Below are 18,970 nucleotides of genomic sequence, written 5' to 3'. Positions count from 1 at the left end.
TCACTCTCGGTGTTTGTTATTGTCTGGTTGATAGCCACCAGGGTCATCTCTGTGCCCTCATGGCCAGGCAGCATGGGCTTGCTCATGCCGCCTCTTCGGTATTCGTGATCTCTTGGTAGCCAATCAGGCGGGCCAGCTCCGTCACCAGCAGGGACTGTGCCTCGGCGACGCTCTGCGGGCCGCCCAGGGCGCTGGTCTGGGTCATGGCCATACCCGCATAGCCGCACGGATTGATGCGCAGGAAGGGGGTCATGTCCATGTTGACGTTGAGAGCCAACCCGTGGAACGAGCACCCCTTGCGAATGCGCAAGCCCAGGGACGCCAGCTTGGCCTCCATGCCCAGATCGCTCTTCACGTAGACGCCCGGGGCATCGGCCTTGGCGTAGGCCTCGATATTGCTTTTGGCGAGCGTGTTGATGATGGCGGTTTCGAGGCAGGTCACCAGCTCCCGTACAGAGAGCTTGCTGCGGCGCACATCCACCAGCACGTAGAGCACCAGCTGGCCCGGGCCGTGATAGGTCACCTGGCCACCGCGATCACTCTGCACCACCGGGATGTTGCCGGGGGCGAGCAGGTGTTCGGCCTTGCCGGCCTGACCCTGGGTGTAGACGGGGTCATGCTCCACCACCCAGAACTCGTCCGGGGTGTCGGGGGTGCGATTGTCGGTGAACGCCTTCATGGCGTCCCACACCGGCTGGTAGGGGCGACGGCCCAGCTGTCTGACGAGCAGTTGGCCGACTGACGGTTGTGGCTCGGCGGGCGTTTCGAGTGACATCTTTCCTCACTGGCGGCGCGGTGTCGGTACGGTCGCCGCTGCGACCGGGCGGCAAATAATCAGTCGCCCCGGTGGCGGGGCGAGAGAGGCAACTTACAGGACGTAACGAACCAGCTCGATCTTGCCAAGGGCGGTATACATGGCCTCGATGTGTTCCTTGCTCTGAGCGGTGACCGTCACCCGTACCGAGTGATAGTTGCCCTTGGAGCTCGGTTGAACGGTCGGGCTGTAGGTGCCGGGAGCATGTTGCTGCAGCACTTCCACCACCATGTCGGGCAGGGCGGGATCGGCCACGCCAAGCACCTTGAACGGGAACTTGCAGGGGAACTCCAGCAGTTCATCAAACTTGGTATTCATCTACTTCACCTTTCTGGGTCGCCGGGAAGCGGCGTCATCTTTACGTCTTTGAGGGCCGCCGAAACGGTCCCCTCATCTGCCCCCAGGGGACAGTTCCCAGTCTATATGGGCATGAGCCGCCTCGGGATCAAGACCCGGCGGTGCGGCAAGACGTGGAAATGCTGCTTTTTACCACAAATCGTCAGTCGGCGGAACCTGCAGATTACAGGGTTATTGACTGGACAGACCGCAAAAGACAGCAGCGGCGCCTGTTGGCGCCGCTGCTTGAGGAAGGGTCTGTTACTTGAACCAGCTGGAGACCAGCATCACCAGGTAATCCCACAGGCGGCTCATCAGGCCACCTTCCTGCACCTCTTCCAGGGCAACCAGGGGAACCTGCTTGATCTCCTTGTCCCCTTGCTTGAGGTACACGGTGCCGACGCGCTGGCCCTTGGCCAGGGGCGCCTTCAGCTCGCTCTCCAGCTGGAAGTCCGCCTTGAGGTTGTTGCCCTGGCCACGGGTGACCAGCACGGAGACGTCCTTGTCGACCCCCAGCTTCACTTCAGACTTGTCGCCCATCCAGATCTTCTGGGTGACCAGTTCGGTGCCCGCCTTGTAGGGGGTCAGGCTCTGGAAGAAGCGGAAGCCGTAGGTGAGCAGCTTCTTGCTCTCGGCAGCGCGGGAGGCCTCGCTGTTGGCCCCCATGACCACGGCGATCAGGCGCATGCCTTCGTTGTTGGTGGCAGAAGAGACCAGGTTGTAGCCGACCTGGCTGACGTGACCGGTCTTGATGCCGTCAACCTGCAGGGATTGGTCCCACAGCAGGCGGTTGCGGTTGTGCTGGGTGATGCCGTTGAACACGAAGGACTTCTGGGAGTAGATCTTGTACTCCTCCGGCTGATCGTGGATCAGGGCCTGACCCAGGCGGGCCATGTCGCGGGCGGTACTGTAGTGGCCCTCTTCATCCAGGCCGTGGGGGTTCTTGAACTGGGAGTCCTTCATGCCGAGCTTGGCGGCCCAGGCGTTCATCAGGCTGGCGAAGGAGTCGGTGCTGCCCGCCAGATGCTCGGCCATGGCGACACAGGCGTCGTTGCCGGACTGGATGATGATGCCCTTGTTCAGATCATCGACGGAGACCTGCTTGCCCACCTCGATGAACATCTTGGAGGAATCGGAGTAGTTCTTGGACCAGGCGTTCTGGCTGATGGTCACCATGTCGGTGCCCTTGATGTTCCCTTTGTGCAGCTCGTCGCCGACGATGTAGGAGGTCATCATCTTGGTCAGGCTGGCGGGGGGCAGACGCTCGTCGGCGTTCTGCTCGGCCAGCACCTGGCCCGAGAAGTAGTCGATCAGGATGTGGGCCTTGGCGGAGATCTCGGGCGCGGCAGGCACCACCATGGGGGCGCTGTTCAAAGTGGGGACCGGCTGGGCACTCGGCAGGGCCGAATCCGGGGTCGGAACAGGCTGGTTGGCCTGAGCGGTGGCGCTTAACAGGGAGGCCAGAATAACGGAGCGGGCAAATTTGGACATCTTGAAATTCCTGGTGCCTGGATGGGATGTACCCAAGTTGAAAAAAAGCGGGCCCCACTATACCAGATGTGCGTGTCGGTCATAGTCCGAGATGCGACCTGGACGGGATTTTATGGGATGGTCCCCGACCTCGCGTCGTATCCCGGCGCGAGGTCGGGGCGGGTATCAGGGCACGATGAAGGCCTGCTCCAACCCACCCTGGCGGATCTGCTCGAGCAGAGGGGCCTGCTTGTCGCTGGCCACGGGTCCGAGCAGGACGCGGAAGACGGAGCCATGTGCCACCACCTGGTACGGCACGCCATAGCGCTGGGTCATCACCTTGCCCATGGCCTCGGCCCGCGCCTGCGAGCCGCTGGCGAGCACCTGGATCATCTTGCCCTGGGTCGCACCGGCCTTGGGGGGGGAGACGGTGGTGGTTGCCGTGGCGGCAGGAGCAGGCGCGGCCTTGGCCGGTGCCGTGGGGGCCGGCGTCTCGTTCACGAAGGAATTGGCTGCTGGCGCCGCAGGCTCCATGGGCGTCATCGGGGTCATGGGCACCATCTCCACCATCTGATCCGGCTGATCGGTGATGAGTTCGAGGCGCACCCGGGCCTCACCCCCTTCCACCATCTCCAGTTGCGCGGCGGCGGCGTGAGAGAGATCGATGAGGCGATCGCTGCCGAAGGGGCCGCGATCATTGACGCGTACTATGGTCTCCAGACCGTTGTCCAGATTGGTGACCCGCACGTAGCTTGGCAGGGGCAGGTTGCGGTGGGCGGCGCTGAACAGGGTGCTGTCCTGCACGTCGCCGTTGGCAGTCTTGTTGCCGTCCAGATCCCGGGAGAGCCAGCTGGCAGTGCCTTCCTCGCTGTAGTGCTTGATGTCGCGCCACACCTCAAACTTCTGCTTTCCGATCCAGTAGTCCCTGTTGCCGCTCTCGCTCATGGGTTCGGGGCGGGGAATGGCGCCGGTCGCCTGGGGGATCTCGATGACCTGGGGCTTCTCCTGGGGAAAGGGCTCCGGGGGCAGCGGCTGGGGTTCGGGTTGGCTGCTACAGGCGGCCAGCAACAAGGTCAGGCTGAGGGGAAGAAGTTTGTGGCTGTAATGCATAAGCGTCCTGGATTGCTTGACTGAGTTGATGCACCGCCATCGCATAGAGAGGGCTGCGATTGTAGCGGGTGATCACGTAAAAATTGTGGCGCGCGACCCAGTATTCCGGTCCTTCGGCCTGCTCCATCGCCAGCAGTTTTACCGGTGTCTCGGGTGACGGCGGTGTGGCGACTTCAATGCCCGCAGCGGCCAGCTCTGCCCAGCGGTGCCTTAGCTCGGGCTCGGGTGCAAGCAGGGTACCTACTGGCGCCAATCCGATCAAGGCGGGCTCCACCACCGGCTCGCCCCAGCGCCAGTGGTGCAGGGCGAAGTAGTTGGCCACGCTGCCGATGGCATCTGCCGGGTTGGCGAAGAGATCCCGCTTGCCGTCTCCGTCGAAGTCGACCGCGTAGTGGCGGTAGCTGGAGGGCATGAACTGGCCCATGCCCATGGCGCCGGCATAGGAGCCCTTGAGGGTGGTGAGCGGCCACTTCTCTTCCCGGGCAAGCAGCACCAGCTGGGCAAACTCCTTGGCGAAGAAATCCGCCCGTTCGGGGTAGTGGAATCCCAGGGTGTAAAGGCTGTCGAGCACCGGATGGCGGCCCATCTGTCGACCGTAAAAGGTCTCGATGCCGATGATGGCGACGATGAGGGAGGCGGGGACCTGGTAGGTCTGCTCGGCCCGTGCCAGGGTGGAGGCATGGCGCTGCCAGAATCCCACTCCGTCCCGGATGCGCTCCGGGGTGACGAACAGCGGCCTGTAGCGGTGCCAGGGCTTGGCTTCCCAGGGGCGGCGAATGGTGTCCAGCACCTCCTGGCGCAGGCTGGCCTGGGCGGCGGCGGCCTGCAACTCTGCCAGCGGCACCTGCTGCTGCTCGGCCAGCAGGCTGAGCCGGGCCGGCGAGACGGCAGCACCCGCCGTCAGGGTACACAGAGATAGAGCCAGCCAGCCGAGCCGCATCAGGCGAGCAGCCGCCTGTGGGTCTGGATGGACATCAGTACGCCGAAGCCCGCCATCAGGGTCACCATGGAGGTGCCGCCGTAGCTCACCAGTGGCAGGGGAACCCCTACCACCGGCAGGATGCCGCTTACCATGCCCATGTTGACGAACACATAGACGAAGAAGGTCAGGGTCAGGGCGCCTCCCAGCAGGCGTTCGAAGCTGTTCTGGGCCTGCATGGAGATAAACAGGCAGCGGCTGATGATGTAGAGGTAGATGACCAGCAAGAGGGCCACGCCCACCAGACCGAACTCCTCGCTGAAGACGGCGAAGATGAAGTCGGTGTGGCGCTCTGGCAGGAATTCGAGCTGGGACTGGGTGCCTTGCAGCCACCCCTTGCCGAACACGCCGCCGGAGCCGATCGCAATCTTGGACTGGATGATGTGATAGCCGCGACCGAGCGGGTCCTTCTCCGGGTCCAGCAGCATCAGCACCCGCTGGCGCTGGTAGTCGTGCATCAGGAAGAACCAGAGTACCGGCATGAAGGCGCAGATGAGCAAGACCGCGAGCCCGATGAGCCACCAGCTGATCCCCGCCAGGAAGATGACGAAGAAGCCGGAAGCGGCCACCAGGATGGAGGTGCCGAGATCGGGTTGGGCCGCGATCAGCAGGGTGGGCAGCAGCACCATCACCAGGGCGATCATCACATGACTGAACTTTGGCGGCAGGGAGTGTCGGCTGAGCCAGGCGGCCACCATGATGGGCATGGAGAGTTTCATCACCTCGGAGGGCTGGAACTTCATGAAGCCGAGATCGAGCCAGCGCTGGGCCCCCTTGCCGATATGGCCGAACACGTCCACCGCGATGAGCAGCAGCACCACCACCGCAAACAGTGGCACCGACCAGCGGGCATAGAGGGAGGGTGGCAGCTGGGCCATGCCGATCATCAGACCGAAGGCCAGGGCGCCGCGCACCAGCTGGCGCACGATGGAGTCGAGATCCTGGCCCGAGGCGGAGTAGAGCACCACCATGGAGAGGGCCATCAGGGTCAGCAGGCCGAGCAGCAGCGGCAGGTCGATGTGCAGCTTGTACCAGATGCTCTGCTGGCGGGCAGAATTACTCATTGGGAAACGACCTCACTCGGTTGGGACGGCTTTTCCGGTGCCGGTGGCAACTGGGGTTCCGGCGGGAGCAGATAGGCATCCAGCATGTGGCGGGCGACCGGTGCCGCCATGGCGCTGCCGCCCCCGGCGTTTTCCAGCACCAGGGCGACGACCGCCTTGGGTGCCTCGAAGGGGGCGAAGGCGACGAACAGGGCGTTGTCGCGGTGCTCCACCTTGGTGGTGGCCGCGTTGTAGACTTGGTTCTCCTTGAGGCCCACCACCTGGGCGGTGCCGGACTTGCCCGCCGCCTTGTAGGGGGTATTGGCGAAGGCGCGGCGCCCCGTCCCTTCGTGGCCGTTGATGACGCGCCACATGCCGTCCTTGGCCACCTGCCAGTAGGTATCGCTCTTGGCGGCGATGGCCACGTTCGGGTTGATGGGGGCGTTGACCACGCCATCGGAGGAGGCGGTGCTCTTGAGCAGGTGCGGCGTCACGTCGTGACCGTTCTGGGTCAGGATGCTGATGGCCTTGGCGAGCTGGATCGGGGTGGCGCTCCAGTAGCCCTGGCCGATGCCGATGGAGATGGTGTCCCCCTGGTACCAGGGTTGACGCCAGCGGGCCATCTTCCAGTCCCGGGAGGGCATGACGCCCCGGGTCTCTTCATAGAGGTCCACGCCGCTGTACTGTCCGAAGCCGAACTTGGTCATGTAGCTGTTGATCTTGTCGATGCCGACCCGGTAGGCGAGATCGTAGAAATAAGTGTCCGCAGACACTTCGATGGCGCGATAGACGTCGAGCCAGCCGTGGCCCCAGCGGCGCCAGTCCCGGAACTTCTTGGTGGTGCCCGGGATGGAGAAGCTGGGCCCGCCGAAGTAGCGGTAATTGGGAGTGATCGCCCCCTCGTTGAGCCCCATCACCGCCATCATGGGCTTGACGGTGGAGGCGGGGGCATAGATGCCCTGGGTGGTTCGGTTCACCAGCGGCCGGGCGGGATCGTTGAGCAGCGCCGAGTAGTTGGCGCTGGAGATGCCGGTCACGAACAGGTTGGGGTCGTAGCTCGGGCTCGACTCCATGGCCAGGATGGCGCCGGTGTTGGGTTCCATCATCACGATGGCGCCCCGGCGGCCGGCCAGCAGCTCCTGTGCCTTCAACTGCAGGCGGATGTCGATGTTGAGGTAGATGTCCTTGCCGGGCTCGGGGGGCTGGAATTTCAGGGTGCGCACCACCCGGCCGCGGTTGTTCACCTCGACCTCCTGATAACCCGCCACGCCGTGCAGCTGATCCTCGTAGTACTTCTCCACCCCCTGTTTGCCGATGTCCTTGGTGGCGGCATAGTTGGCGAGCTTCTCCTCCTTCTCGAGGCGCTCCACGTCACGGGTGTTGATCTTGGCCACGTAGCCCAGGGCATGGGTCAGGGTATCGCCGAACGGGTAGTAGCGCTTGAGGTAGGCCTCGATGCTGGCCCCCGGGTAGTTGTGCTGGTTGACCGAGAAGAGGGCGACCTGGTATTCGGTCAGCTTCTCGAACAGGGGCACGGGCTTGAAGCGGCGCTGACGTTTGACCTCGGCCAGGAACTTCTCCTTGGTCCCCTCCGGCAGGGCCAGCAGGGTGATGAGGTCGTCCGCGGTCTTCTCCAGGTTCTCGGTCTCTTCGGGCACGATCTCCAGGCTGTAGACAGGGCGGTTTTCCGCCAGCAGGACACCGTTGGCGTCGTAGATGAGGCCACGGGGCGGCGCCACCGGTACCACACGGATGCGGTTGTCGTTGGATCGGGTCTGATAAGTTTCGTAAGACTCTACTTGCAGGTAGTAGAGGTTAGCCAGCAGCACCAGCATGAGGGTGACCATGCCGATGTAGGCGACCAGGGTGCGCCGGAAGAACAGACGTCCCTCGGCACTGTGATCGCGCATTTCAATGCGATTCTTCAGCATGCCGTTACCTTGTGGCTGACGTGCGGGTGAGAGAGGAGAAATGCATGCTCAGGGTCGGCATGGGTCACTCTCTGTGATAAGGGTGATTGGTGGTGATGCTCCAGGCGCGATAGAGGCTCTCGGCCACCAGTACCCGCACCAGGGGATGGGGCAGGGTCAGGGGCGAGAGCGACCAGCTCTGCTCCGCAGCAGCCTTGCACTCGGGGGAGAGCCCCTCCGGGCCACCCACCAGCAGCGCCACGTCCCGGCCATCCAGCTTCCAGGCTTCCAGTTGCACGGCGAGCTGCTCCGTGGTCCAGGGCTTGCCCGGAATGTCCAGGGTCACGATACGGGAGCGGCCGGCGGCGGCCAGCATGGCTTCCCCTTCCTTTTGCAGGATGCGGGGAATGTCGGCATTCTTGCCGCGCTTGCCTGCGCCGATCTCGACCAGCTCGAACGGCATGTCTTTGGGGAAGCGGCGACGGTACTCTTCGAAGCCATGCTCTACCCAGGCAGGCATCTTGGTGCCCACGGCAATCAACTGGATCTTCATCTTTGGTTACGCTGTCGCCCTTTATTGCGAATTGACCTGGGCGGCGCCGCTCCAGAGTTTTTCCAGCTGGTAGAAGTCGCGGTACTCATCCTGCATCACGTGGACGATGACCGACCCCATGTCCACCAGCACCCACTCACCGGTGAGTTCCCCTTCCACGCTCAGCAGGTCGAGCCCCGCATGACGGGCCTCGCTGGCGAGGTTGTGGGCGATGGCACTGACGTGACGATTGGAGTTGCCGGAGCAGATGATCATGGTGTCCGTGATGCTGGATTTGCCGCGCACATCGAGGGTGATGATGTCGCGGCCTTTCATGTCATCGATCTTGTCGACGATAAAGGCGAGCAATTCTTGGCCTTGCAATGTCTTCTCCTATCTTCCGGCGCCAGAGGGCGGCGGATTATATCATGGTCACTCCCGTTTCCCAGCCTGGCAAAGGGAGCATCGCCGGGGGCGCCGTCCCGTGGGGGAGGGGCCCCTTGACGATCACTATAGTGTGCAACCCGGCCTGGCAATAGTCAGGGCCGGGCCCGGTGCGCCCGGACGTGTCGGCTGACCCGCCTGCGTGGCGCCGTTTACTGCGTTGCCGATGAGCGGTAGAGCCCGTGGCGCCGGATATAGTCGGCGACCGGGTTGGGCAGCAGGTATTTGGGATCCTGGCCTGCCGCGAGCAGGGCACGCAGGCGTGTGGCCGACAGCTCGACCGGCAGATTGTCACAAAGCCAGACATGACCGTGGCGCTGGCGATGGAGAGCCCGAATGTCCCGGGTCTGGTGGCGGGCCAGCAGCTCGGCCACCTGGACGGGATAATCCGGTTGCCAGCCTGGGCGGCAGCTCACCACCAGGTGGGCGTAATCGAGCAGCTCCTGCCAGCGGTGCCAGCCCGGCAGGCCGAGCAGGGAATCCATCCCCATCAAAAAGCAGAGCGGGGTGTCCGGCAGCTCGCTCCTCAACTCGACAAGGGTGTCGATGGTCCAGGAGGGAGTGTCGCGCCTGAGCTCCCGCTCATCCACCACGAATCCCGGGTTGTCCGCTGCAGCCAGCGCGACCATGGCGAGCCGCTGCTCGCTGGAGCAGAGCGGATTGGCCCGGTGGGGCGGGATATGGTTCGGGAGCAGGCGCACCTCAGCCAGACCCAGGGCGTCCCGGGCCTCGATGGCGGGCCTCAGGTGGCCGATGTGAATGGGATCGAAGGTGCCGCCGAGGATCCCGATGGGCGGTGTCAGCATGATTCCGTCTCCAGCAGGGGGAGCGGGGTTCCGTCACGAAAGCCGAGGGCGATGGTTTGCAGCATCAGCCAGGCCTGCTCGGTGTCGAAATGGCGCTGGGCATGGTCCAGCCGGGCCATCAGTTGCCAGAGCTGCCGGATCTTGGGGAAGGGAAGCCGGGTCAGCGCCTGCTGGATGAGCTGCTGGCGGCTCTGCCAGATGCGCAGGCGGCTGAAATGCTCCACCAGGGGCTGTCCGGCGCGGGCGGCCAGCGCCAGCTCGGTGAGCTGCTCCAGCTCGCGGCACAGGGTCCAGGCCAGCATGCCGGGTTCTGTGCCCTCGGCGCGCAGGGCCAGCAGGATGCGCTGGGCCCGGTTCACTTTTCCTTCCAGCAGGGTATCGACGAGCTGGAAGGGAGTGAAGTGGGCGTGGCGGATGATGGTCTCCTGCAGATAGGCGACGCTGATGGGCTGGGGCGGCGAGAGCAGGGTCAGCTTCTCGATCTCCTGGCTCGCGGCCAGCAGGTTGCCCTCGTAGGCGTGGCACATGAAATTGACCGCATCCGGCAGCGCCTTGAGGCCGAAGCGCTGAAAGCGGGCGCTCATCCAGCGCGGGAAGAAACGGGGCTCGGGGTGGTTGACCGGTACATAGGTGCCGCTCTGGCTCAGCTTGTCGAACCAGGACGCCTTCATCTGGGTCTGGTTGAGGCGGGGGCCCGAGAGCACCAGCAGCAGGTCGGGGTGGAGCTGCTTGCCAATGTCGCTGATGCGGGCGGCGAGATCCTTGTCGATCTTTGCGGGCAGCTCCAGCTCGATGATCTGGCGGGCCGAGAACAGGCTCATGGCCTGGCAGGCATCGTAGACCTGGTTCCAGTCCAGCCCCTGTTCCACCACGAAGCTGTGGCGTTCATCGAAGCCCTGTTTGCGCGCTACCTGGCGCACGGCGTCGACGGCTTCCAGCTTGAGCAGGGGCTCGTCCCCAAAAATGAGATAGCAGGGCTTGAGCCCAGCCTTGAGATGATCCGCGAGTTGTTCAGGGTAAATCCGCATCAGAACCTGGCCTGGTTGAGGGGGAAGGATGCACGGTCGATGGCTTGCTCATTCTTGAACAGGAAATCGTCCCCGAAAATGAGATAGCAGGGCTTGAGCCCTGCCTTGAGATGATCCGCAAACTGCTCGGGATAGACTCTCATCAACACCCTCTCATCAAGATACGCGCATCAGAACTTGACCTGACTGAGCTGGCGAATAACCAGGTTGGCGGCCTGCTCCTGCATCTCCTTGCCCAGCTGCTCCTGCTCGCGGGAGGAGGCGAGTGCCGCATCCGGCTTGTTCAGGAAGCTGCGGTTGAAGGTGATGGGGAAGACCTGGGTCGGTTTGCCCGGCATGACCACGGTGAACTGGGTGCTGTAACTGAGCAGGTATTCGCGGTCCTGGCCGATGGAGTCGACGGAGGCGACCTGGCTGCGGCTACGAACCCCGGCCAGGGTCAGCACCGGGATACCCTCCTTGTCGGCGAGTTCGACGCCAGCGGCCTTGAGACGGGTGGTGACCAGTCGGTAGAAGTCGCTCTTGTTGTCACCGACCACTTTCATGGTCATCAGCTCGGGGGGAATGGCGGTGCCCCGCATCTGAAAACCGCAGGCCTGCAGCAGCAGTCCTGCCAGCACGATGGCCATCCAGCGCGTGAAGATGGTGCCCATAAAAAATCCTCTTTGCATGAAGGGAAGAGCGGCGGGCGCAGGGCCCGCCGTCATCATCCGTGTGTCGTCAGCCCCTGGCCCGGACCGTCGGCCGCCGCCAGGGGAGGCGTCATCAGTTGGCCACGATGTTGAGCAGCTTGCCCGGCACGTACACGACTTTGCGCACGGTCAGACCGTCGGTGAACTTCTGTACGGACGCATCGGCCATGGCCAGCTTCTCGACGTCGGCCTGGCTTATCTCGGCCGGCACGGTCAGCTTGCCGCGCATCTTGCCGTTGATCTGCACCACCACCAGCTTCTCGGTCTCGACCATGGCCGCTTCGTCAGCCACCGGCCAGGCCGCGACATCGATGTCCCCTTCCTTGCCCAGCATTTTCCACAACTCGAAGCCGATGTGCGGGGTGATGGGGTAGAGCATGACCACGACCGCTTCCAGCGCTTCCTGCATCAGGGCGCGATCCTGAGCGTCACTGCCCAGTTTGGCCAGGTTGTTCATCAGCTCCATGATGGCGGCGATGGCGGTGTTGAAGGTCTGACGGCGACCCACGTCGTCGCTCACCTTGGCGATGGTCTTGTGCAGCTCGCGGCGCACGGCTTTCTGGTCGCTGGTGAGGGCGGCGACGTCCAGTGCGGCAACGGCGCCACCGGATACGTGCTCGAAGGTGATGCGCCACAGGCGACGCAGGAAACGCTGGGCACCTTCCACGCCGGAGTCGGACCATTCCAGAGTCATCTCGGCCGGAGAGGCGAACATCATGAACAGACGGACGGTATCGGCGCCGTAACGCTCCACCATCAGCTGCGGGTCGATGCCGTTGTTCTTGGACTTGGACATCTTGGTCATGCCGGAGTGCATCACTTCACGACCCTCAAGGTCGACAGCCTTGGTGATGCGGCCCTTGTCGTCACGCTCCACCTTGACGTCGAGGGGGCTGACCCAGACGTTGCCGCCCTTCTCATCCTTGTAGTAGAAGGCGTCGGCCAGCACCATGCCCTGGCAGAGCAGGCGCTTGAACGGCTCGTCGCTGTTCACGAGGCCCGCATCACGCAGCAGCTTGTGGAAGAAGCGGGCATAGAGCAGGTGCATACAGGCGTGCTCGATGCCGCCGATGTATTGATCCACCGGCAGCCAGTGGTTGGCAGCCGCCGGATCCAGCATGCCCTTGTCGTAGTCCGGGGAGCAGTAGCGGGCGTAGTACCAGGAGGACTCCATGAAGGTGTCGAAGGTATCGGTCTCGCGGAACGCTTCCTGGCCGTTATACGTGGTCTTGGCCCACTCGGCGTCGGCCTTAATGGGGCTCTGGATACCGTCCATCACCACGTCTTCCGGCAGCAGTACCGGCAGTTGATCTTCCGGGGTCGGCACCACGGTACCGTCCGCCAGGGTCAGCATGGGGATGGGAGCGCCCCAGTAGCGCTGACGGGAGACACCCCAGTCGCGCAGGCGGTAGTTGACAGTGCGCTTGCCCTTGCCGAGCCCTTCCAGCTTGTTGGCGATGGCATCGAAGGCACCCTGGAAGTCGAGACCGTCGAATTCGCCGGAGTTGAACAGTACGCCCTTCTCGGTATAAGCCGCTTCGCTCACGTCGACGTCGCCATCAACCGGCTTGATGACAGGCTTGATCTCGAGGCCGTACTTGGTGGCGAATTCGTGGTCACGCAGGTCGTGACCCGGTACTGCCATCACGGCGCCGGTGCCGTAGTTCATCAGCACGAAGTTGGCGACCCAGACGGGCACCTTGCGGCCATCCAGCGGGTGAATGGCGTAGAGGCCGGTGGCCATGCCCTTCTTCTCCATGGTGGCCAGTTCAGCTTCGGCCACCTTGGTGTTCTTGCACTCTTCGATGAAGGCGGCCAGCTCCGGATTGTTCTGGGCTGCCTGCAGCGCCAGCGGGTGACCGGCGGCGATGCCCACATAGGTCACACCCATGAAGGTGTCCGGACGGGTGGTGTAGACCTCGAGGTGCTCGGCCTGACCGTCGATATTGAAGCTGATGTTGACCCCTTCGGAGCGGCCAATCCAGTTGCGCTGCATGGTCTTGACCATCTCCGGCCAGCCTTCCAGATTGTCGATGTCGTTCAACAGCTCTTCGGCGTAGTCGGTGATCTTGATGAACCACTGGGGGATCTCTTTTTGTTCCACCGGGGTGTCACAGCGCCAGCAGCAGTTGTCCACTACCTGCTCGTTGGCCAGCACCGTCATGTCGTTCGGGCACCAGTTGACGGAGGAGGTCTTCTTGTAGACCAGACCCTTCTCGTAGAGCTTGGTGAAGAACCACTGCTCCCAGCGGTAGTAGTCCGGCTTGCAGGTGGCCAGCTCCCGATCCCAGTCATAACCCAGACCCAGCATCTTCAGCTGGTTCTTCATGTATTCGATGTTTTCGTAGGTCCAGGGGGCCGGCGCCGTGTTGTTCTTGATGGCGGCGTTTTCTGCCGGCAGGCCGAAGGCGTCCCAACCGATGGGTTGCAGCACGTTCTTGCCATTGAGCCGTTGATAACGGGAGATCACATCACCTATGGTGTAGTTGCGAACGTGCCCCATGTGTAGACGACCAGACGGATAGGGGAACATGGAGAGGCAGTAGAACTTTTCCTTGTCTACTTTCTCCACCGCCTTGAAGGTTTTCTTGGCATCCCAGTGCTTCTGCACTGCTGGTTCTATGGATTGGGGAACGTATTGCTCTTGCATTGGTGACATCCGGATCTGTGAAATGAATAGATAAAACGGCTGGGAAATCCCGATAGAATACCCATATCCTGCGGCGGCAACAACCGCCAGCATCCGCCCGGTCTCGGGCCAGGTCTGGTACCCGCGAGGATTTGCAGAGCCGCGAGAGTCGCAACGAAGTGAGAATGGCAACCGCCGCCCGTATCCGCCGAGCCCGAGGTCAGGGTCTGGCTCGATCGGGATTCAGCAGAGGAGTGATGGCCATGGACAAACGTCGACAAGGGTATGAAGCCTTTATCGCCCAGCTCAAGAAGCAGTGGGAAGAGACGGAAGCGTTTCAGGGAGAGCGCCTCAACCGGATGATCGCCAAGGTGCAGGCCTATCTGGAGGCGGCCGGGGATCTGACCCAGGACGAGCTGGCGCTGATCGCCGAGTATGTGAAGCGGGATCTGGGCAACTATGACGAGGGGCGCAAGGATGAGCAGGTGGAGGAGTCCGCCTTCATGCTGGCGCTCAAGGACACCGCCTGGTCCTGGCTGGCAGACGTGACCGACCGCACCCAGGTGGAGTGGCAGGAGTTGGCGGACGAGCTGGAACACAAGGGGGTCTACCGGGCGGGGGACTGGGTGGGACTCGGGGTGCTGGTGTGCGATCACTGCGAGTGGCGCCATACCGTGCTGCACCCGGAGCAGCTTGGCACCTGCCCCGAGTGCGGGGCCGATGAGTATCACCGTGAGCCGCTGTCACCCTGAGAACCAATCCACGCTCTTGCTGCGAGGCCGTGATCAAGGCTCATGTGCTGCTCGGAATCCTCACGTATATCTATACGCTCCGGTTCCTGCGCTGCTCTTCACCTTGTTGACGACCTCTCGTTACAGATCGTGAACAGGTTCTGAGCTGGCGGCAGACTGCCATACAGAGAAGAGGCGCCCATGGGCGCCTCTTTTTATGTTCTTAACATGCTCAGAGCGTGCGCGCCCAGGGGTGGGCGCGGGGGCGCAGCCACAGGGCCAGCCCCAGCAGGGCGGCGGCCAGGCCATACATGGGCCAGCTGCCAAAACGCAGATAGGGGGTCATGCCGTGGGCGGGGCGTACCTCGGCACGCAATACTCCAGCCTCGAACTGCGGGATCTGGGCGATGATGCTGCCGTCTATCTCGGTGACGATGGTGATGCCGGTGTTGGTGTCGCGCAGCAGTGGGCGGGCCAGCTCCAGGGCGCGCATGCGGGCGATCTCCATGTGCTGCCAGGGGCCGATGCTGGTGCCGAACCAGGCGTCGTTGGAGACGGTCAGCAGGAAGTCGGTATCCGGCTGCACGTTGCGGCGCACCTCGTCCGGGAAGATGATCTCGTAACAGATGGCGGCGGCAAACTTGAGCCCCTTGGCGATCAGGTTCGGCTGCACCTCGTCACCCCGGCTGAAGGAGGACATGGGCAGGTTGAAGAAGGGGGCGATGGGACGCAGCAGATCTTCAAAGGGTACGAACTCGCCGATGGGCAGCAGGTGGTACTTGTAGTAGCGGTTCTTGTGCTCGTAGTAGTAGGACTCCTTGCCCTCAGCATCCTGTACCCCCATGCCGAGCACGGTATTGAAGAAGCGCTGCTGTTTCAGATCGTAATGGATGATCCCCGCCAGCAGGCCGGTGTCGTTCACCTTCATCGCCTTGTCCAGGCTCTCCAGATAGGTACCCATCTCCTTCTCGATGGCCGGGATGGCGGACTCCGGCCAGACGATGATGTCGGCATCCTGGTTCTCGCGGCTGAGATCCTGATACTTGCGCACGGTCGGCACCAGGGCCTCCGGATCCCACTTGAGGGACTGCTCGATGTTGCCCTGCACCAGCGCGACCTTGACCGGCTCACCCCGGGTCACCCAGTTGAGCTGCATCAGCCCCTGGGCGGCGCCCACCAGGGCGACGGGGAGCAGCAGCCAGGCCGGCTTGCGGTGCTGCCATACCAGCCAGAGGGCGGAGGCGGTGAGCAGCAGGGCGAGGGTGATGCCCTGCACCCCGAGAAGGGGAGCGAAGCCCTTGAGGGGGCCGTCTATCTGGGTGTAGCCGAACCAGAGCCAGGGATAGCCGGTCATCACCCAGCCCCGCAGCCAGTCGGCCATCAGCCAGAGCGCCGGGAAGGCGAGCAGCCAGCGGCTCCAGTGGCGGCCGGCAAAGAAGCGGGCGAAGAGCCAGCAGGCCAGGGTCGGGTAGAGGGAGAGATAGGCGCAGAGCCCGGCCAGCAGCACGAAGGCGGCTGGCAGCGGAATGCCGCCAAACTCCGTCATGCTGACGTGGATCCACCACTGCCCGGGCAGGAACAGACCCATGGCGTAGCCGAAGCCGCGCCAGGCTGCCTGTTTGGGGGTGGCCTTGTCCAGCAGGGCGTAAAGGCCGAGCAGGGAGGGGATCACCAGGGGCCAGTAGCCGAAAGGGGAGAAGGCCAGCACGGCGATGGCGCCGCTGGCAATGGCAAACAGGCTGGTCAGGAGTTTCGATTTCACGGGGGATCGGGGCTCGAATTGGACTGAATGAAAACACAATGGCCGACATCTTAACCGCAAACCGGGTCAACGGCGAGCCTCGCGGTCGGCGTGGGCCAAGTGGCGGTAGCGCGGCGGGAGAGAGGCAAAAAAAGCGCCCCTGACGAGAGGGGCGCGGGATGTGCGTGGTGCTGGGCGGGATCAGGACTCCGGCTGCGCCGCCGCATGATGCTCGGGGATCTTCACCTGCAACTGTTGCAGGCGACGGCGATCGGCGTGCATCACCTTGAACAGGTAGCCGTCGAGTTCGATCTCTTCACCCTTCTTGGGCAGGTGGCTGAAGGCGTGCATCACCAGACCGCCGACGGTGTCCACCTCTTCATCGCTGAACTGGGTGCCGAAGAAGTCGTTGAAGTCCTCGATCTCGGTCAGCGCGCTCACCGAGAAGACCCGCTTGCTGATGCGGCGGATCTCTTCCGGCTCGTCCTCGATGTCGTCGAACTCGTCGTCAATCTCGCCGACGATGAGCTCCAGAATGTCCTCGATGGTCACGAGACCGGAGACACCGCCAAATTCGTCCACCACGATGGCCATGTGGTAGCGCTCTTCCCGGAACTCCTTGAGCAGGCGATCGACCCGCTTGCTCTCCGGCACGATCACCGTGGGACGCAGGATCTTCTCCAGCTGGAGCGGTTCGCTGGCATGCTGGCCGCCAAAACCGAACGGCAGCAGATCCTTGGCGAGCAAGATGCCCTCCACGTGATCCTTGTCTTCGTTGATCACCGGGAAGCGGGAGTGGCCGGATTCGATGATGACTGGCAGGAACTCGTCCACCGGCTGGGACTTCTCGATGGTCACCATCTGGGAGCGGGGGATCATGATGTCACGCACGCGCAGCTCGGCAATTTCGAGCACGCCCTCGATCATGTCCTTGGTGTCCTGATCGATGAGGTCCCGCTCTTCGGCATCGGCGATGACCTCTACCAGATCGTTGCGGTCTTTTGGCTCGCCCTGGAAGAGTTGGCTGAGTTTGTCGAGCCAGGTTTTCTTCGGCGAGCCGGTACTAGGGTGATCGTCGGTCATTTTCTCTCTTGGTTACTCGTATGAACACACTTGAAATCGTTGTGGCTATATGAGGATGGGCATCGGCTGTTTCAAGACGATGACCATCCGGTTCGTTACTCTTCGTCGTTCAGATAAGGATCGGCGAAGCCCAGTTCCTGCATGATGTCGCGCTCGAGCTGCTCCATCTCCTCGGCTTCCTCGTCCTCGATATGGTCATAACCTAGCAGATGCAGACTGCCATGCACAACCATGTGAGCCCAGTGGGCCATCAGGGGCTTGCCCTGTTCGACGGCTTCGGCCTCGACCACCTGGCGGCAGATCACCAGATCCCCGAGCAGGGGCAGCTCGAGACCCGGTGGCGCCTCGAAGGGGAAGGAGAGCACGTTGGTGGGCTTGTCCTTGCCACGATAGGTGTGGTTGAGCTCGCGGCTCTCCGCCTCGTCCACCAGGCGCACCGTCACCTCGGCCTCGGGCTGGAAGCCCAGAATGGTGCCGTCGAGCCAGCCTTGCAATTGGGCCTCGCTCGGCAGGCCGTCCGGGCTGGCGCAGGCCAGTTGCAGATCCAGGGTCACGCTCATTGGGCACTCTCTTTGCTGGTGTTCTCGTTGCGGGGAGTGGCTGCGTTCTTCTCGGCCGCCTGCTGGGCATCGAATGCCTCGTAGGCCTGCACGATGCGGGCCACCACGGGATGGCGCACCACGTCCTTGGACTCGAAGAAGTTGAAGGAGAGGCCATCGACCCCCTGCAACACCTCCAGGGCGTGGCGCAGACCGGATTTGGTGCTGCGAGGCAAGTCCACCTGGGTGATGTCGCCGGTCACCACCGCCTTGGAGTTGAAGCCGATGCGGGTCAGGAACATCTTCATCTGTTCCGTGGTGGTGTTCTGGGCCTCGTCCAGGATGATGAAGGCGTCGTTGAGGGTGCGGCCGCGCATGTAGGCAAGCGGCGCCACCTCGATGACGTTGCGCTCCATCAGCTTCTCCACCCGCTCGAAGCCCAGCATCTCGAACAGGGCGTCGTAGAGGGGGCGCAGGTAGGGGTCCACCTTCTGGGAAAGATCGCCGGGCAGAAAGCCGAGCTTCTCACCGGCTTCCACCGCCGGGCGGGTCAGCAGGATGCGGCGGATCTCCTGGCGCTCCAGGGCATCCACGGCGGCGGCCACGGCGAGATAGGTCTTGCCGGTCCCGGCGGGCCCGATGCCGAAGCTGATGTCGTGGCGCACGATATTGGCGATGTACTGGGCCTGGTTCGGGCTGCGGGGCTTGATGAGACCGCGTTTGGTCTTGACCGTGACCTCCTTGCCGTAGGGCAGGGAAGGGGCGGGTTCGTCGTCCTGCTCCAGCACGCGGGACTCCTGCACCGCCAGGTGCACCATCTCGGGGGTGATGTCGCTCACCTTGCTCCCCTTGAGGGGCTGGGTTTCCACATAGAGGTGCTTGAGGATGACGGCAGCCGCCTCCACCTGGGCCTGCTTGCCGATCACTTGGAAGTGGTTGTCCCGGTAGCTTATCTCGATGCCGAGACGGCGCTCCAGCTGCTTGAGGTTGTCGTCAAAGGGTCCGCACAGGCTGGCGAGGCGCTGGTTGTCGGCGGGTTCAAGGTGCAGATTCAGGGTGGAGATGTGTCGGCTCAAGGTGTCC

19 protein-coding genes are annotated in these 18,970 nt (G+C 63.2%); 1 reads left to right on the top strand and 18 read right to left on the bottom strand.

Annotated elements, in window-relative coordinates; genetic code table 11:
* Positions 1-82: 82 nt before the first annotated feature.
* From lipB to leuS, 14 genes are all read right to left on the bottom strand, one after another.
* Positions 83-775: a lipoyl(octanoyl) transferase LipB gene (gene lipB / locus ACPW74_RS14390; protein WP_408813163.1), complete on the bottom strand. Its 693-nt coding sequence runs from the start codon at positions 773-775 to the stop codon at positions 83-85.
* A 93-nt stretch (positions 776-868) separates the two neighbouring features.
* Positions 869-1,132: a DUF493 family protein YbeD gene (gene ybeD, locus ACPW74_RS14385; RefSeq protein WP_010673756.1), complete on the bottom strand. Its 264-nt coding sequence runs from the start codon at positions 1,130-1,132 to the stop codon at positions 869-871.
* A gap of 279 nt (positions 1,133-1,411) precedes the next feature.
* Complete coding sequence (locus tag ACPW74_RS14380; protein WP_039041110.1) at positions 1,412-2,641, bottom strand: D-alanyl-D-alanine carboxypeptidase family protein; 1,230 nt, start codon at positions 2,639-2,641, stop codon at positions 1,412-1,414.
* Positions 2,642-2,806: 165 nt separating this feature from the next.
* The gene (locus ACPW74_RS14375) at positions 2,807-3,730 is read right to left on the bottom strand and encodes a septal ring lytic transglycosylase RlpA family protein (protein ID WP_425858256.1); all 924 of its coding nucleotides are present in this window, start codon (positions 3,728-3,730) and stop codon (positions 2,807-2,809) included.
* Positions 3,672-4,670 carry a lytic murein transglycosylase B gene (mltB, locus tag ACPW74_RS14370; RefSeq protein WP_201887862.1) on the bottom strand — a complete coding sequence of 333 codons (999 nt, stop codon included), beginning with the start codon at positions 4,668-4,670 and terminating at the stop codon, positions 3,672-3,674. The genes ACPW74_RS14375 and mltB overlap by 59 nt, the downstream gene beginning before the upstream one ends.
* Entirely contained in the window at positions 4,670-5,773 is a 1,104-nt protein-coding gene (rodA, locus tag ACPW74_RS14365; RefSeq protein ID WP_010673760.1) for a rod shape-determining protein RodA, read from the bottom strand. Before rodA ends, mltB begins: the two co-directional genes overlap by 1 nt.
* The gene (gene mrdA / locus ACPW74_RS14360) at positions 5,770-7,683 is read right to left on the bottom strand and encodes a penicillin-binding protein 2 (RefSeq protein ID WP_010673761.1); all 1,914 of its coding nucleotides are present in this window, start codon (positions 7,681-7,683) and stop codon (positions 5,770-5,772) included. Before mrdA ends, rodA begins: the two co-directional genes overlap by 4 nt.
* A 64-nt stretch (positions 7,684-7,747) precedes the next feature.
* Positions 7,748-8,215, bottom strand: coding sequence for a 23S rRNA (pseudouridine(1915)-N(3))-methyltransferase RlmH (rlmH, locus tag ACPW74_RS14355; protein WP_005298242.1), 468 nt, complete (start codon positions 8,213-8,215; stop codon positions 7,748-7,750).
* 21 nt (positions 8,216-8,236) lie between these two features.
* A complete protein-coding gene (gene rsfS / locus ACPW74_RS14350; protein ID WP_010673762.1) occupies positions 8,237-8,578 on the bottom strand; it encodes a ribosome silencing factor in 342 nt (113 codons plus the stop codon).
* Between the two features lie 212 nt (positions 8,579-8,790).
* Positions 8,791-9,444, bottom strand: a complete 654-nt coding sequence (nadD, locus tag ACPW74_RS14345) for a nicotinate-nucleotide adenylyltransferase (RefSeq protein ID WP_270806833.1) — start codon at positions 9,442-9,444, stop codon at positions 8,791-8,793.
* A complete protein-coding gene (holA, locus tag ACPW74_RS14340) occupies positions 9,438-10,472 on the bottom strand; it encodes a DNA polymerase III subunit delta (protein ID WP_223919825.1) in 1,035 nt (344 codons plus the stop codon). The genes nadD and holA overlap by 7 nt, the downstream gene beginning before the upstream one ends.
* Positions 10,472-10,615, bottom strand: coding sequence for a hypothetical protein (locus ACPW74_RS14335; protein WP_043153204.1), 144 nt, complete (start codon positions 10,613-10,615; stop codon positions 10,472-10,474). The genes holA and ACPW74_RS14335 overlap by 1 nt, the downstream gene beginning before the upstream one ends.
* A gap of 27 nt (positions 10,616-10,642) precedes the next feature.
* On the bottom strand, positions 10,643-11,125 hold the full coding sequence (lptE, locus tag ACPW74_RS14330) for an LPS assembly lipoprotein LptE (protein WP_043153202.1): 483 nt from the start codon (positions 11,123-11,125) through the stop codon (positions 10,643-10,645).
* A gap of 112 nt (positions 11,126-11,237) precedes the next feature.
* On the bottom strand, positions 11,238-13,814 hold the full coding sequence (gene leuS, locus ACPW74_RS14325; RefSeq protein WP_052816023.1) for a leucine--tRNA ligase: 2,577 nt from the start codon (positions 13,812-13,814) through the stop codon (positions 11,238-11,240).
* A gap of 242 nt (positions 13,815-14,056) precedes the next feature.
* On the opposite strand from leuS, the gene ACPW74_RS14320 reads away from it, so the two are divergent.
* A complete protein-coding gene (locus ACPW74_RS14320) occupies positions 14,057-14,545 on the top strand; it encodes a zinc ribbon-containing protein (RefSeq protein WP_041215952.1) in 489 nt (162 codons plus the stop codon).
* Positions 14,546-14,756: 211 nt separating this feature from the next.
* On the opposite strand, the gene lnt is transcribed toward ACPW74_RS14320, so the two are convergent.
* The 4 genes from lnt to ACPW74_RS14300 form a co-directional block, all read right to left on the bottom strand.
* On the bottom strand, positions 14,757-16,286 hold the full coding sequence (gene lnt / locus ACPW74_RS14315; protein WP_223919826.1) for an apolipoprotein N-acyltransferase: 1,530 nt from the start codon (positions 16,284-16,286) through the stop codon (positions 14,757-14,759).
* A gap of 180 nt (positions 16,287-16,466) precedes the next feature.
* Positions 16,467-17,348: a CNNM family magnesium/cobalt transport protein CorC gene (gene corC / locus ACPW74_RS14310; RefSeq protein ID WP_010673769.1), complete on the bottom strand. Its 882-nt coding sequence runs from the start codon at positions 17,346-17,348 to the stop codon at positions 16,467-16,469.
* Between the two features lie 95 nt (positions 17,349-17,443).
* Complete coding sequence (gene ybeY / locus ACPW74_RS14305; RefSeq protein WP_042865109.1) at positions 17,444-17,908, bottom strand: rRNA maturation RNase YbeY; 465 nt, start codon at positions 17,906-17,908, stop codon at positions 17,444-17,446.
* Positions 17,905-18,963, bottom strand: coding sequence for a PhoH family protein (locus ACPW74_RS14300; protein ID WP_042865110.1), 1,059 nt, complete (start codon positions 18,961-18,963; stop codon positions 17,905-17,907). Before ACPW74_RS14300 ends, ybeY begins: the two co-directional genes overlap by 4 nt.
* Between the last annotated feature and the right edge of the window lie 7 nt (positions 18,964-18,970).

It is taken from the genome of Aeromonas sp. INTO2 (assembly GCF_049860605.1).
In the GTDB taxonomy this organism is placed as follows: Bacteria; Pseudomonadota; Gammaproteobacteria; order Enterobacterales; family Aeromonadaceae; genus Aeromonas; species Aeromonas caviae.
Note: the sequence above shows the minus strand (reverse complement) of the source record. Positions and strands in the feature narration are given on the sequence as shown.

What these genes read in the sequence shown, in the direction of transcription:
- mltB (WP_201887862.1), bottom strand. Translation starts at nt 4,670, where the DNA reads ATGCGGCTCGGCTGGCTGGCTCTATCTCTGTGTACCCTGACGGCGGGT.
- ybeY (WP_042865109.1), bottom strand. Translation starts at nt 17,908, where the DNA reads ATGAGCGTGACCCTGGATCTGCAACTGGCCTGCGCCAGCCCGGACGGC.
- rlmH (WP_005298242.1), bottom strand. Translation starts at nt 8,215, where the DNA reads ATGAAGATCCAGTTGATTGCCGTGGGCACCAAGATGCCTGCCTGGGTA.
- ACPW74_RS14320 (WP_041215952.1), top strand. Translation starts at nt 14,057, where the DNA reads ATGGACAAACGTCGACAAGGGTATGAAGCCTTTATCGCCCAGCTCAAG.
- leuS (WP_052816023.1), bottom strand. Translation starts at nt 13,814, where the DNA reads ATGCAAGAGCAATACGTTCCCCAATCCATAGAACCAGCAGTGCAGAAG.
- rodA (WP_010673760.1), bottom strand. Translation starts at nt 5,773, where the DNA reads ATGAGTAATTCTGCCCGCCAGCAGAGCATCTGGTACAAGCTGCACATC.
- ACPW74_RS14375 (WP_425858256.1), bottom strand. Translation starts at nt 3,730, where the DNA reads ATGCATTACAGCCACAAACTTCTTCCCCTCAGCCTGACCTTGTTGCTG.
- corC (WP_010673769.1), bottom strand. Translation starts at nt 17,348, where the DNA reads ATGACCGACGATCACCCTAGTACCGGCTCGCCGAAGAAAACCTGGCTC.
- ACPW74_RS14335 (WP_043153204.1), bottom strand. Translation starts at nt 10,615, where the DNA reads ATGAGAGTCTATCCCGAGCAGTTTGCGGATCATCTCAAGGCAGGGCTC.
- lipB (WP_408813163.1), bottom strand. Translation starts at nt 775, where the DNA reads ATGTCACTCGAAACGCCCGCCGAGCCACAACCGTCAGTCGGCCAACTG.
- mrdA (WP_010673761.1), bottom strand. Translation starts at nt 7,683, where the DNA reads ATGCTGAAGAATCGCATTGAAATGCGCGATCACAGTGCCGAGGGACGT.
- nadD (WP_270806833.1), bottom strand. Translation starts at nt 9,444, where the DNA reads ATGCTGACACCGCCCATCGGGATCCTCGGCGGCACCTTCGATCCCATT.
- lptE (WP_043153202.1), bottom strand. Translation starts at nt 11,125, where the DNA reads ATGGGCACCATCTTCACGCGCTGGATGGCCATCGTGCTGGCAGGACTG.
- ACPW74_RS14380 (WP_039041110.1), bottom strand. Translation starts at nt 2,641, where the DNA reads ATGTCCAAATTTGCCCGCTCCGTTATTCTGGCCTCCCTGTTAAGCGCC.
- ybeD (WP_010673756.1), bottom strand. Translation starts at nt 1,132, where the DNA reads ATGAATACCAAGTTTGATGAACTGCTGGAGTTCCCCTGCAAGTTCCCG.
- holA (WP_223919825.1), bottom strand. Translation starts at nt 10,472, where the DNA reads ATGCGGATTTACCCTGAACAACTCGCGGATCATCTCAAGGCTGGGCTC.